The following is a 13,319-nucleotide window of genomic DNA, read 5'->3' as shown; positions in this document are numbered from 1 at the left end:
CGTCTCGCTCAGGCGGCGTACCTGGAACAGGTCCGCCAGGTCGCCGGCGCGCGCGGGTGTGACCGGGCGGTGCGTCAGCCGGCCGGCGGGATCTCGCCGGAGCCACGCGGGATCAGCACCGTTTCGAGCGCCACCTGTGACGGCTCCTCGGCCGCACCGTCGAGCCGGCGGAACAGCCGGTCCGCGGCAGTACGCCCGAGCGCAGCCGCGTCCTGGGCTATGACCGTGATGCCCAGCAGGTCGGCGAGCTCGATGTCGTCGAAGCCGACCAGGGCGATCTGCCTGTCGCGGCCGGCCAGGACCCGTACCGCGGTCACCGTCACCCGGTTGTTGCCGGCGAAGATCGCGGTGACCGGCTCCGCTCCCTCGAGCATGGCGGTGACGGCCGACCGCACCCGCTCCGGGGCCGTCGAGCCGAGCGAGACCCACGCGTCGTCGACCGCGAGCCCGGCGTCCTCCATCGCGGCGCGGTAGCCGCGCAGGCGCTCGACGGCGGTATGGATACGCGGCTGGTCACCGATGAAGCCGATCCGGCGGTGACCGTGCGCGATCAGATGGGCCACGCCCGCGCGGGCGCCGCCGAAGCTGTCCGAGAGGACGACATCCGCGTCGATCTGGCCCGCGGGGCGGTCGACGAACACGGTGGCGATGCCGGCCTTGATCTCCGGCTCCAGATAGCGGTGGTCATGACCGGCCGGAATGACGATCAGGCCGTCCACCCGGCGCGCGCACAGCGCGAGCACCAGCTCCTGCTCACGCTCGGGGTCCTCGGCACTGGATCCGTTGATCAGCAGCGCTCCGTGGGCCCGGGCGACCTCTTCCACGGCACGGCTGAGCGGACCGTAGAACGGGTCGGCGAGATCCTCCAGCACCAGGCCGATCGAGGCGGTGCGGCCCTTGCGCAGCACCCGGGCACTGTCGTTGCGGCGGAATCCGAGCGACTCGATGGCCTCCTGCACCCGGCGCTCGGTGTCAGGGGTGACGCCCGACTCCCCGTTGACCACCCGGGAGACCGTCTTGAGTCCTACTCCCGCCCGCGCCGCGACATCCTTCATCGTGGGCCGGTTGCCGTAGCGGGGTTCGGGGCCTCGAGGGCTCCCCGGCGGCAGGGGACGGGTGGAGTCGGCCACAGTGCGCTGTCCTGTCTGATGTCGATGCCGGCCGTCCGGGGCCGGCATTAGGCATATATGACGGTGTGGCGTCGAGCATAGGCCCTGGACAACGTTGTCAGGGGAATGGAGACTGTTATCGAAACCGCAGCTCCGACAGCTCTCCGGGGGAACGCACACCGATGCATACCAGCCTCGTCGCCGCGCTCGACATCGGCGGTACCAAGATCGCCGGTGCGCTGGTGGACGGCAGCGGCACGCTTCTCCTGCGTGCACAGCGCCCGACACCGGCCCGGGAGGACGGCGACACGGTGATGCGGGCGGTCGAGGTCGTCCTGGCGGAGCTGTCGGTGTCTCCGCTCTGGGCGGGTGTCACGGCGGTCGGGATCGGGAGCGCGGGCCCCGTGGACGCGTCCGCCGGTACGGTCAGCCCGGTCAATGTCCCCGGCTGGCGCGGCTTTCCGCTGGTTGCAAGAGTCTCCCGGGCGGTCGGCGGACTGCCGGTCGAACTGGTGGGCGACGGCGTCGCGATGACAGCGGCCGAACACTGGCAGGGCGCGGCTCGCGGCTACGACAACGCGCTGTGCATGGTCGTCTCCACCGGTGTCGGCGGCGGCCTCGTCCTGAACGGGGCCCTGCACACCGGTCCGACGGGCAATGCCGGCCACATCGGACACATCAGCGTGGACCTGGACGGCGACCTGTGCCCGTGCGGATCGCGCGGGTGCGTCGAGCGCATCGCCAGCGGCCCCAACATCGCCCGCCGCGCGCTGGAGGGCGGCTGGGTGCCGGGTCCCGACGGCGACACCTCCGCCGCGGCCGTGGCGGCCGCCGCGCAGGCCGGCCACCCGGTGGCGCTCGCGTCCTTCGAGCGTGCGGCGCAGGCGCTCGCCGCCGGAATCGCCGCGACCGCGACGCTCGTCGAGATCGACATCGCGGTGATCGGCGGGGGAGTGGCCGGTGCGGGCGATGTGCTCTTCTCCCCCCTGCGGCGTGCCCTGCGCGACTACGCCGCGCTCTCCTTCGTGCAACGGCTCAAGGTGGCGCCCGCGTTGACGGGTACGGACGCCGGGCTCGTGGGCGCGGCGGCAGCCGCTTTGCTCGCAGGCCACGGCGGGAGGGCCCCGCTCGTCAGCGGCCGGTCCTGATGCGATGGCCCTGCCTGGGCCGCCGGATGCCTCAGCGCTCCGACGACTCGGCCCGCAAGGGTCCGGAGCTGGTCGTCGGTGCGTGATGCATCGTCATATTCCTGCCCCAAATCACCCATGTCCGGACGCTCGCAGGCATCTGTCAGCGGCGTGAGTTTCCGGTAGGCATTGTTGAACTCTGTTGGAACCGAAGCGGTAACGGTTGGCGATTCCCTGGTTCGAACCCTTGACGATGCCTCTCCATGAGGAGTGAGATCCAAGCCTCGCGTTCGGTTGTGTTGGGTTGCACCTCGAAGGAGGGGACATGGCGCAGTCATCGTTCAACGGGCCTGTCGTGCCCGGGAACGGGACAGAACATCGGATGTCTCGGCGGGCTCTGCTGCGGGGTACGGCGATCGGCGCGGGCGCGGTCACGCTGCCGTCCCTGCTCACTGCGTGCGGCAGCGGCCCGGGGGGCGACGGCAAGACCATCCACCTGGGGTCCAACTCCTCCGACCCCGTCCCGAAGAAGGCCTTCGCCGACGCGTTCGCCGCGTACGAGAAGCAGTCCAAGGAGGGCCGGAAGGTCAAGGTCAACACCGTTGACCACAACACCTTCCAGGAGAACATCAACCGGTACCTGCAGGGCAGGCCGGACGATGTCTTCATGTGGTTCGCGGGCTACCGCATGCAGTTCTTCGCCAAGAAGGGCCTGCTGCACGACATCAGCGACAACTGGTCGGGCTACGAGGGCTTCTCGCCCGCGCTGAAGGCCCAGTCCACCGGCGAGGACGGCAAGCAGTACCTCACTCCTTACTACTACTACCCGTGGGCGGTCTTCCACCGTAAGAGCGTCTTCCGGCAGTACGGCTACCAGGCTCCGAAGACCCTCGACGAGTACATCGCCCTCGCCAGGCAGATGCAGAAGGACAAACTCGTTCCCATAGCCTTCTGCGACAAGGACGGCTGGCCCGCGATGGGCACGTTCGACTACATCAACATGCGCACCAACGGCTATGAATTCCACAAGAACCTGATGGCCGGCCAAGAGGCCTGGACCGACAAGAGGGTCAAGCAGGTCTTCGAGACCTGGCGCAGCCTGCTGCCGTACTGCCAGCCCGGTGCCAACGGCCGGACCTGGCAGGAGGCGGCCACCAGCCTGCAGCGGAAGGAAGCCGGCATGGCGGTCTTCGGACTCCAGCACCCCGGCGCCCAGTTCCCCCAGGCCGAGCAGGAGGATCTCGACTTCTTCCCGTTCCCGGTGATCGACCCCGAGCACGGCCAGGACGCGGTGGAGGCGCCGATCGACGGCTTCCTGCTGGCGAAGAAGTCGAAGAACCTGAAGAACGACAAGGTCATGGAGAGTGCCAAGGATCTGCTCAAGTGGCTTGCCACGGGCGAGGCGGAGGACATCTATCTCGCCGGTGACCCCAGCAACATCGCGGTCAGCGACCGGGCCGACACCTCGAAGTACACCGCGATCCAGAAGAAGGCCGTCGAACTGGTCTCCGGCGCCAAGCAGATCTCCCAGTTCCTGGACCGCGACACCCGGCCCGACTTCTCGTCCGTGGTGATGATTCCGGCCATTCAGAGCTTCATCAACAACCCCAAGGACGTGGACGGGTTGGTCAATGACATCGAGCGGCAGAAGAAGACCATCTTCGCCTCCGACTGAGACCCGGGACCGGCCGAGGCCCGCAAGCCTGTCGCGGCGAACCGGAGCCGGCCGTCACGAACTGGAGCCACCACCAGTGCCGCTGAACACCGCGCCGCGCCCCGCGCGGCGACGAGCGCGCCGCTTCACGCGCCGCGATCTCACCGTCCTCGGAGTGCTGCTGGGCCTGCCGGTCCTGCTCGATGTCGTCATCGTCTGGGGACCCACGCTCGCCTCCGTCCTGTTGTCCTTCACCAGCTGGGACGGCATCGGCGAGATCTCCTGGGTCGGTACCGAGAACTACGAGAACCTTTTCACCAACTACCCGGCGTTCTGGCCGGCCGCCCGGCACAACCTGCTGTGGCTGGCCTTTCTCGGCCTTGTCGCCGCCCCGTTCGGACTGCTGCTCGCCGTCCTGATCGACCGGGGGGTGCGCTTCAGCCGCTTCTACCAGTCGACGCTCTACATGCCGGTGGTGCTGTCGCTCGCCGTCGTCGGCTTCATCGCCCAGCTCGTCTTCTCCCGCGACCAGGGCGCGCTCAACGCGATCCTCGCAGCCGGCGACGATCCCACCGACTGGCTGGGGGATCCGGACCTCAACATCTGGATGATCCTGCTGGCCGCGGCCTGGCGGCACACGGGCTATGTGATGATCCTCTATCTGGCCGGACTCAAGGCTGTCGACCCCTCGCTGAAGGAAGCAGCCGCCATCGACGGCGCGGGCGAGGCGCAGACCTTCTTCCGGGTCGTCCTGCCCACCTTGCGGCCCGTCAATGTCATCGTCGGCGTGATCACGGTCATCGAGTCGCTGCGCGCCTTCGACATCGTCTACGCCGTCAACAAGGGCCGCAACGGGCTGGAACTGCTCTCGGTCCTCGTCACCGACAACATCATCGGGGAGGCGAGCCGGATCGGATTCGGCTCGGCGATCGCCGTGGTGCTGCTGCTCGTCTCCATGGGATTCGTCGTGACCTTTCTCGTCCAGGAGATGCGTGGGGAGAAGAACCGATGACCGTCGACACCGCCCCGGCCCCCACCACGGCCCCCGCCGGGCCCACCCCCGTACGCCGCCGCGGCTCGCTGCGCCCCGGCCGCCTCGGGGTGCACGCCTTCCTGATGGCTGTCTCGCTCGCCTTCCTCGCGCCGCTGCTGCTCGCCGTGTACGCCTCGCTCCGGCCGTACGAAGAGACGTCCGAGCAGGGGTACTTCTCGCTGCCGGACACCCTCTCGTTCGACTACTACCGACAGGCCTTCACCGACTCGGGGTTGACGAAGTACTTCGTCAACACCATGCTCATCGCGGTGCCCGGAGTGCTGCTCGCGCTCTTTCTCGCCTCGTTCGTCGCCTTCGCGCTCGCCCGGCTGAGGGTGCCCGGCTCGGTCGTGCTGCTGATGCTGTTCACGGCGGGAAACCTGCTGCCCCAGCAGGTGATCGTCACCCCGCTGTACGTGCTGTTCAACCGTGTTCCGCTGCCGTACTGGATGTCCGACTCGATGACGATGTTCGACTCGTACTGGGCCGTCGTGCTGGTGCAGATCGGCTTCCAGATCGGGTTCTGCGTCTTCGTCCTCTCCAACTTCATGCGCACGCTGCCGCAGGAGATCCTGGAGGCGGCGATCGTGGACGGCGCGGGCGTGTGGACTCAGTACTGGCGCATCACGCTGCCCCTGTGCCGCCCTGCCCTCGCGGCGCTCGGCACACTCCAGTTCACCTGGATGTACAACGACTTCCTGTGGGCACTGGTGTTCATCTCCGACGGCGAGAAGCTGCCGGTCACCTCGGCGCTGAACAATCTCCGGGGTCAGTTCTTCACCGACTACAACCTGCTCGCGGCGGGGTCGGTGATCGTGGCACTGCCGACGCTGATCGTGTTCCTGCTGCTGCAGCGGCACTTCATCGCGGGTCTGACGCTCGGCTCGACCAAGGGGTGAAAGCGGGGGCCCTCTCGGGCATGGCTTCCCCGGCACTGCTGGGGAAGCCGCTATGAAACCCTCATGAGCTTCGGCAAAGACTCCGCAGACTTCCGCCTCGCCCTCACAGAGGCGATCAAGCGCGACATCGGCGTGACCGACCCCGGCCGGAACGAGGTGACGATCGGCCTGCGTCTCCTGGACTTCCTGTACATGACGATCGGGGCGGTGAACCTTCTCGGGCTGCTGCGGTGCGCGGAGACCGCAAGCAAGGCGTACCACCAGCCCGACCGCGGACCGAGCCTGTACAGCGACCACCTCGCCCGCGCCCTCGAACACAGCGGATTCCCCGCTGACAACGGGCGCATGGAAGCCGCGTGGCACATCTTCCTGGAGCTGCATCGCATCACGGGTCAGGAGGACTGCGACCGGCTGATCAGGTGGGGCATCGAGGCCCTGAAACTGGAACCGGCATCAGTGTGAGCGGACAGGGGCCGACGCCGGGGCGTGACGGACCGTGCGCCCCGGCGGAGACGGTTCGACGGATCGCCTCCGCGGGGCTGACCTTGGTCTTGACCAAGGGGAAGGAGCGGGAGCGGGCACGGCGGTCACGGGTCGGCCGGACGTGGCGCCCCGCGGCGCCGCCGCGGCACACCCACGGACGGACAGTGGCGGTCGTGACAGGACGACCGCGCAGGACGCGGCCTCTTCCCGTTCCGGGTTTCCGTGGCAGGGTGTTGCGGGCAATCCACTGTGGGCAACAGAAGAGGGGGAACCGTGATCGTCTGGATCAACGGTGCGTTCGGAGCGGGCAAGACCAGTACCGCGCGCGAACTGATCGATCTGATCCCGAACAGCACACTGTTCGATCCCGAGCTCGTCGGCGACGGCGTGCGATGTCTGCTGCCGCGGAAGAGGCTCGACGAGGTCGACGACTACCAGGACCTCCCGATCTGGCGGCGGTTGGTCGTGGACACGGCAGCCGCGCTGCTGACCGAGCTCGGCGGTGTACTGGTGGTGCCGATGACGCTGCTGCGTCAGGAGTACCGCGACGAGATCTTCGGCGGTCTCGCCTCCCGCCGTATTCCCGTGCGCCATGTGTTGCTCTGCCCGGACGAAACGATCCTGCGCGAGCGGATAGCCGGGCGCGAGGTGCCCGACACCCCCGACGGCGACCAACGCTTCCGGCAGTGGGCGTTCGACCACATCGAGCCGTACCGTGCCGCGCTCGGCTGGATCACCGGCGATGCGCACGTCATCGACACCAGCCGTATCGACCCGCACGAGACCGCGCGGCAGATCGCGACGGCGGTACGGACCGGGGCGGCCGCCGCCTGCGAGATCGTCCAGACACCTGAACCGACGTCCGAGACACTCGCCGCGGGCGTACTCCTCTTCGACGACCACGACCGCGTGCTCCTCGTCGACCCGACCTACAAGCCCGGTTGGGAGTTCCCGGGCGGTGTCGTGGAGCGCGGAGAGGCGCCGGCCCGTGCCGGGATGCGTGAGGTCGCCGAGGAGCTCGGCATCGAACTCGACGAGGTACCGAACCTTCTCGTGGTCGACTGGGAGCCGCCCCGGCCGCCCGGATTCGGCGGACTTCGGCTGCTGTTCGACGGCGGCAGACTCCCTGAAGGCGACGCCGGCCGGGTGAGGCTGCCCGGATCGGAGCTGCGCGGCTGCAGGTTCGTCAGCGAGCAGGAGGCCGCCCAGCTGCTGCCGCCCACCCGCTACGAACGGCTGCGCTGGGCGCTGCGGGCCCGCGAGCGCGGGACCGTACTCAACCTAGAGGCCGGCATCCCCGTCGGCTGACGCCAGCAGCAGGGCCGTGGCGTTTTCCGTCAGGGGGTCACCGTGCCCGAAGCAGACCGTGGACGGCGCGAGCGAGGCGAGGCGGCGCATGGACACCTGCGCCGCGGCCCTGTCGACATTGAAGACGCCTAGCATGACCTGGCCGACCCCGGCGACACAGTCTCCTGTGAACAGCACGCCGCGGTACGGCAGATGGATGCCGATCGACCCGTCGGTGTGGCCGGGGGAGTGCACCACGACGGCCCCGCCGCCGAAGTCCAGCACCTCACCGTCCTCGAGTTCGCGGTCCACCCGGGTCGGCGGGGCGGGCGGGACCGTGAGCCCGCGCTCGTACAGCGGGACCTCCCAGTCCAGCAGCACGGGCTCGGGCACCGGCTCCTCGCCCCGTACGACCGGTGCGTCGAGGCGGTGCGCCAGCACCTCGGCGCCGTACCGCTCCGCCAACTCCCCGGCCGCGCCCACGTGGTCACGGTGGCAGTGGGTCAGCACGATCCGGCGGAGGCCGGCGGGATCCAGGCCCGCGCCCCGTATCGCCGTCTCGATCAGCGGCGCGGAGTCCCGGTTCCCCGCGTCGATGAGCGTCAGTTCGTCCCCGTCGTGCCACAAGTACGCCTGACCGATCGGGAAACGGAACATGTGCAGCTGCGGCAGTACCTGAAGGAAGTCCATGCCGTGACCGTACCCACCGGCGCACGCCCGCCACCTGCATCTACGCTTGCCGCGATCTTCGCCGAGCGCTGAACCCGCCGCTCAACCCTTCTTGGACTCCGCGTAGTTGACCAGGAAGAGCGCCTCGGCGACCGACAGCCGCTCCAGTTCCTCGGGCGAGACACTCTCGTTCACCGCGTGGATCTGCGCCTCCGGCTCACTCAGCCCGATGAGCAGGACCTCCGCCTGCGGATACAGCGCGGCGAGTGTGTTGCACAGCGGGATCGAGCCGCCCATCCCGGCCGAGTGCATTTCCTCCCCCGGGTACGCCACCCGCATCGCCTCCGCCATCGAGGTGTACGCGGGGCTGGTGACATCCGCCTGGAACGGCTGGCCCTGGCCGACCTGTTCCAGTGAGACGCGCGCGTTCCACGGCGTGTGCTTCTCGATATGGGCGAACAGCAGCTTGGTGGCCTCCGTCGCGTCCTGGCCGGGCGGCACACGGAGACTGATCTGCGCACGGGCGCTCGCCGGGATGGACGGAGTGGCACCCGCCACCGGGTGGCAGTCGATGCCGATCACGGTGACGGCGGGCCGCGCCCAGATACGGTCGGCCACCGTGCCGTTGCCGGTCAGGCCCACACCCGTGAGGACCTTGGCGTCGCGGCGGAAGTCTTCCTCGGGATACTGCACCCCGTCCCACCGGGCCTGCGCCTCGAGCCCGTCGATCACCGTCGAGCCGTCCGCGGCGCGCAGCGAGTCCAGTACGCGGATGAGTGCGGCCAGCGCGTCCGGCGCGGCGCCGCCGAACTGGCCCGAGTGCAGGTTGCCCTCCAGCGTGTCGACCTGGACGCGGATCATGGTCATGCCGCGCAGCGTCGCCGTCACCGTCGGCAGGCCCACCCGGAAGTTCCCGGTGTCGCCGATCACGATGGTGTCGGCCGTCAGCAGGTCGGGGTGCGCCTCGGCGTACTGCTCCAGACCGCCGGTGCCCTGCTCCTCCGAGCCCTCCACGATCATCTTGACCGTCACCGGCACGCCGCCGTTCGCCTTCAGGGCGCGCAGCGCGAGCAGGTGCATGATGAAGCCGCCCTTGCAGTCGGCGGCGCCGCGCCCGTACCAGCGGCCGTCCCGCTCGGTCAGCTCGAAGGGCGGGCTGATCCAGGCCGACGCGTCCAGCTGCGGCTGCACGTCGTAGTGCGCGTACAGCAGCACGGTCGGCGCACCCTCCGGGCCGGGCAGCAGTCCGTACACCGACTGCGAACCGTCGGGGGTGTCCAGCAGCGCCACGTCCTCGAATCCCTCGGCGCGCAGCGCACCGGCCACCCAGTTCGCGGCGGCCTCGCACTCACTGCGCGGCGCCACTGCCTCGTCCGCGACCGACTGGAAGGCCACCAGCTCCGTGAGCTCCGCCTTGGCGCGGGGCATCAGCGAGGCGATGGTCTCTGCGATCGGATTCGCGGTCATGGGCACGCTCCTTGTGGGTGCGACGTTGTGCGAGGTGTGCACGCGACGGGTGTACAGCAAAAGTGTGGCCGATCCTCCCACAGGGGGCGGGACCGGGCCGCGCCGTAGGATGCGGACTGAGCATGGCCACAGGGCGGATCGGGAGCAGAAGTACATCGTGAGCAGCGAGAACGATGCCACCGGAGCAGCGGCGGCGAATGAGCTGGGCGACCCCTCGGTGTGGGACGTCGTCGTGGTCGGCGCAGGCCCTGCGGGCGCCTCGGCGGCCTATGCGGCCGCGGTCGCAGGCCGCAGGGTGCTGTTGCTGGAGAAGGCCGAGCTCCCCCGCTACAAGACCTGCGGCGGAGGCATCATCGGCCCCTCGCGCGACAGCCTTCCGCCCGGCTTCGAACTCCCGCTGCGGGACAAGATCCATGCCGTCACCTTCTCGCTGAACGGCAGACTGGCCCGCACCCGCCGCTCCAAGCGGATGCTTTTCGGGCTGATCAACCGCCCCGACTTCGACGCGGGGCTCGTCGAGCAGGCGCAGAAGGCGGGCGCGGTGCTGCGCACCGGCGAGACCGTCTCCCGCGTCGAGCAGCACGGCCCGGCCGTCCCCGACCGGCGCACGGTGGCCGTGGTGCTGTCCGGCGGCGAGACGGTGCTGGCGCACGCGGTCGTCGGTGCGGACGGCAGTGCCGGCCGGATAGGCGCCCATGTCGGGGTGAAGCTGGATCAGGTCGACCTCGGCCTGGAGGCGGAGATTCCTGTTCCCGAGACGGTCGCCGAGGACTGGGCAGGGCGTGTCCTGATCGACTGGGGCCCGATGCCGGGGAGCTACGGCTGGGTGTTCCCCAAGGGACGCACACTGACCGTCGGCGTGATCTCGGCGCGCGGTGAGGGTGCGGCCACCAAGCGCTATCTGGAGGACTTCATCGCCCGGCTGGGGCTGGCGGGCTTCGAGCCCACGATCTCGTCGGGCCATCTGACGCGCTGCCGCAGCGACGACTCGCCGCTGTCGCGCGGCCGGGTGCTGGTGTGCGGTGATGCCGCAGGACTGCTGGAGCCCTGGACCAGGGAGGGCATCTCCTTCGCGCTGCGGTCGGGGCGGCTCGCGGGGGAGTGGGCCGTGCGTATCGCCGAGGCCCACGACGGCGTGGACGCCCGTCGGCAGGCGCTGAACTACGCCTTCGCGATCAAGGCGGGGCTCGGTGTGGAGATGGCGGTCGGCCGGCGGATGCTCGCCGTGTTCGAGCGCAGGCCGGTACTGCTGCATGCGGCGATCACCGGTTTCCGTCCGGCGTGGAAGGCGTTCGCGGACATCACCCGCGGGTCGACGTCGCTGGCCGGGCTGGTGCGGACGCATTCACTGGCCAGGCGGGCGCTGGACGCGCTGGACAAGCGGGCATAGCCGGGGCCGTCGGACCTGCCGATGGCTGCCTGCCGGGCACCTGGCCCCGCCGGGCGCTGCCCGGCAGGCGAGCCGCGGCCTTCGTCCGCACGGAGCGCAGAGCTACTCCGGTGAGGACGCCTGCCAGACGGTTCCGCGCGCTCCGTACTCCAGCATGGTTTCCACGCCTGTCGCGGTGTCTGCCCCGAGTTCGCGTTTGACCAGCCACAGGCCCAACCGCGTAGCCCCGCCCGACCGTCGCGTACCTCGACCGCGTGGACGAAGAACCGGTGGTCATCAAGCTCACACACGATCAAGCGTTCGTGCTCTCGGACTGGCTCCATGAAGTGATGATGAAGTCCGACAAGCTCGATGCGATCGTCCCGGATCGTGCCGTCTGGTCAGGTATCTACGCGATCTCCGGCACCCTGGAGACGTCGCTCGTTGAGATCTTCATGCCTGACTGTGCCCGTCGTCTGGAGCAGGCGCGGCAACGTCTGCTCGACGTCATGGGTGGCGACGAGGAGGAAGAGGCGAGCGAGAGCGAGTCAAGAGTGCCGTTCGGCGACGACATCAGCGGCTGATACCGACACTGCCTCTCGTCGGCGAATCCCGCTGGACCCACGCGGCAGATGTGCGCAGTGCGGGGGGCTCCGCCAGGAGCGGGATCGCCTCCGCGAAGCCGTCCGTCACCACTCGGCGGGCGACTCGACCGGGTCAGCAGTCGGCGACCGACTGAGCCGGAGCGACGTTCACTTCGTGACGGTGATACGGAAGACCGGGTGTTTGTGCGCGGCGGCGAGCAGTTCCTCGTCCGTCGACTTCGCGTTGACGTCACCGAAGAAGCGGCCGACTTCCCAGCCCCAGCGCTCGAGGTAGCGGCGCAGCAGTGTGGGCTTCTCGTCGTCCGGCAGCTCCACCGCAGTGAACTGCTGGGTCCGGCGGCCGACTTGGAGCTGCCCGCCACCCGCGGCACGCAGATTGCGCACCCACTGGGAGTGGCCACGGGCGGAGATGAGATACGGGCCGCCCTCGTAGGGGAGCGGGTTGACCGGGATGCGCCGCCATTCACCGCTGGAGCGGCCGCGGACGGAGAGCTCCGCGGTGCCCATGACGCTGACGCCGTGGCGGGTGAGCCAGCCGATGAAGGTGTTCACGACCGTGTCGAACCGGTTGGGCCTGATGTAGTGCGTCTGCGGCATGGCTGTCTCCTGTCGGGGCGATCCGGCGTCTCTGTGAGAGCACTGCTCTCGCTTAAGAGCAGTGTGCACTCGGCGGGTGCTCAAAAGCAAGAGCAGTGCTCTCGTTCTTGGTCAGTGCTCCGAATCGTGAGAGACTGTTTCGCATGAGCACCATCCGGGGGGCCAGGGAGCGGGCCCGTATCGAAGTGACCGCCGCCATCAAGGAGGAGGCGCGCAAACAGCTCGCGCGCGAGGGGGCCGCCAAGCTCTCGTTGCGCGCCGTCGCCCGCGAGCTGGGCATGGTCTCCTCCGCCCTCTATCGCTACTTCCCGAGCCGCGACGATCTGCTGACCGCCCTGATCGTCGACGCGTACGACGCGGTCGGCGCCGCCGCCGAGTCGGCCGTGGCGGCTGTCCCCGACCGGGGCGACCCCCTCGTCCGCTGGGGTGCACTGTGCTCCGCCGTGCGCGGATGGGCTCTCGCGCACCCCCACGAGTACGCGCTGATCTACGGCTCCCCGGTCCCCGGCTACCAGGCCCCCCAGGACACCGTGGGCCCTGCTTCCCGTGTCGGACTCGCGCTCATCTCGATCGTCCGCGACGCCCATCGCGCGGCCGGTATCGCCCTTCCGCCCCTCACCCCCCGGCTACGGCCCGAGGCGGAGCGCCTGTCCGCCGACCTGGCCCCGGATCTGCCGCCTGCCGTCGCCGTGGCCCTGGTCGCCGCTTGGTCGGAGATCTTCGGGCTGATCTCCTTCGAGATCTTCGGCCAGTTCCATCGCATCGTCGAGGACCGGGAAGCCTTCTTCGCCCATGCCACCGACCGCCTCGCGCACGAGGTCGGACTGCGGCCCCGGCACGCAGTCGGCGGAGGGGCAACGCTCACACCCGCGGGCGGGAGCTGAAGGCGTGAACGGACGGCGGTCCGCCGGCTCGTCGTCGCCGATGTTCCCGTAGGCCGATGCCGCTGTTCCCGTACGGGACGTCGAAGCCCCTGCCCCCGTACGTCACCGGCGAAGACCGTCGCGGCCTCTGACGCCG

13 protein-coding genes are annotated in these 13,319 nt (G+C 69.4%); 9 read left to right on the top strand and 4 right to left on the bottom strand.

Translation table 11 applies throughout. The features are described 5' to 3' along the window. Positions 1 to 74: 74 nt before the first annotated feature. Entirely contained in the window at positions 75 to 1,055 is a 981-nt protein-coding gene (locus ABZ208_RS29845; RefSeq protein ID WP_356912551.1) for a LacI family DNA-binding transcriptional regulator, read from the bottom strand. Between the two features lie 236 nt (positions 1,056 to 1,291). On the opposite strand from ABZ208_RS29845, the gene ABZ208_RS29840 reads away from it, so the two are divergent. The 6 genes from ABZ208_RS29840 (at position 1,292) to ABZ208_RS29815 (ending at position 7,613) form a co-directional block, all read left to right on the top strand. Beyond that, positions 1,292 to 2,257 (top strand): ROK family protein, encoded by a 966-nt coding sequence (locus tag ABZ208_RS29840; protein WP_356912548.1) that lies wholly within the window; start codon positions 1,292 to 1,294, stop codon positions 2,255 to 2,257. A 361-nt stretch (positions 2,258 to 2,618) separates the two neighbouring features. Continuing rightward, the gene (locus tag ABZ208_RS29835; protein WP_356912550.1) at positions 2,619 to 3,911 is read left to right on the top strand and encodes an ABC transporter substrate-binding protein; all 1,293 of its coding nucleotides are present in this window, start codon (positions 2,619 to 2,621) and stop codon (positions 3,909 to 3,911) included. 76 nt (positions 3,912 to 3,987) lie between these two features. Further along, a complete protein-coding gene (locus tag ABZ208_RS29830; RefSeq protein WP_356912547.1) occupies positions 3,988 to 4,902 on the top strand; it encodes a sugar ABC transporter permease in 915 nt (304 codons plus the stop codon). Then, the gene (locus ABZ208_RS29825) at positions 4,899 to 5,822 is read left to right on the top strand and encodes a carbohydrate ABC transporter permease (protein ID WP_356912546.1); all 924 of its coding nucleotides are present in this window, start codon (positions 4,899 to 4,901) and stop codon (positions 5,820 to 5,822) included. The genes ABZ208_RS29830 and ABZ208_RS29825 overlap by 4 nt, the downstream gene beginning before the upstream one ends. A 63-nt stretch (positions 5,823 to 5,885) precedes the next feature. Further along, complete coding sequence (locus ABZ208_RS29820; RefSeq protein WP_356912545.1) at positions 5,886 to 6,284, top strand: hypothetical protein; 399 nt, start codon at positions 5,886 to 5,888, stop codon at positions 6,282 to 6,284. Positions 6,285 to 6,578: 294 nt separating this feature from the next. Next, on the top strand, positions 6,579 to 7,613 hold the full coding sequence (locus ABZ208_RS29815; RefSeq protein WP_356912544.1) for an NUDIX domain-containing protein: 1,035 nt from the start codon (positions 6,579 to 6,581) through the stop codon (positions 7,611 to 7,613). Here the strand turns inward: ABZ208_RS29815 and ABZ208_RS29810 are convergent. Further along, positions 7,587 to 8,282, bottom strand: coding sequence for an MBL fold metallo-hydrolase (locus ABZ208_RS29810; RefSeq protein ID WP_356912543.1), 696 nt, complete (start codon positions 8,280 to 8,282; stop codon positions 7,587 to 7,589). The two genes, ABZ208_RS29815 and ABZ208_RS29810, sit on opposite strands and share 27 nt — an antisense overlap. Positions 8,283 to 8,363: 81 nt before the next feature. Then, positions 8,364 to 9,728, bottom strand: coding sequence for a dipeptidase (locus ABZ208_RS29805; RefSeq protein WP_356912542.1), 1,365 nt, complete (start codon positions 9,726 to 9,728; stop codon positions 8,364 to 8,366). A gap of 109 nt (positions 9,729 to 9,837) precedes the next feature. Here ABZ208_RS29805 and ABZ208_RS29800 point away from each other — a divergent pair, with 109 nt between their 5' ends. Both ABZ208_RS29800 and ABZ208_RS29795 read left to right on the top strand, forming a co-directional pair. Then, positions 9,838 to 11,118, top strand: a complete 1,281-nt coding sequence (locus tag ABZ208_RS29800) for a geranylgeranyl reductase family protein (RefSeq protein WP_356912541.1) — start codon at positions 9,838 to 9,840, stop codon at positions 11,116 to 11,118. 254 nt (positions 11,119 to 11,372) lie between these two features. Further along, positions 11,373 to 11,681, top strand: coding sequence for a hypothetical protein (locus ABZ208_RS29795; RefSeq protein ID WP_356912540.1), 309 nt, complete (start codon positions 11,373 to 11,375; stop codon positions 11,679 to 11,681). A gap of 168 nt (positions 11,682 to 11,849) precedes the next feature. On the opposite strand, the gene ABZ208_RS29790 is transcribed toward ABZ208_RS29795, so the two are convergent. Further along, complete coding sequence (locus ABZ208_RS29790) at positions 11,850 to 12,299, bottom strand: nitroreductase family deazaflavin-dependent oxidoreductase (protein ID WP_356912539.1); 450 nt, start codon at positions 12,297 to 12,299, stop codon at positions 11,850 to 11,852. Between the two features lie 143 nt (positions 12,300 to 12,442). Here ABZ208_RS29790 and ABZ208_RS29785 point away from each other — a divergent pair, with 143 nt between their 5' ends. Further along, positions 12,443 to 13,183, top strand: a complete 741-nt coding sequence (locus tag ABZ208_RS29785; RefSeq protein ID WP_356912538.1) for a TetR/AcrR family transcriptional regulator — start codon at positions 12,443 to 12,445, stop codon at positions 13,181 to 13,183. Positions 13,184 to 13,319 lie beyond the last annotated feature (136 nt).

Source organism: Streptomyces sp. NPDC006208 (genome assembly GCF_040613775.1).
GTDB lineage: Bacteria > Actinomycetota > Actinomycetes > Streptomycetales > Streptomycetaceae > Streptomyces.
This window is presented reverse-complemented; position numbering and strand designations above follow the sequence as displayed.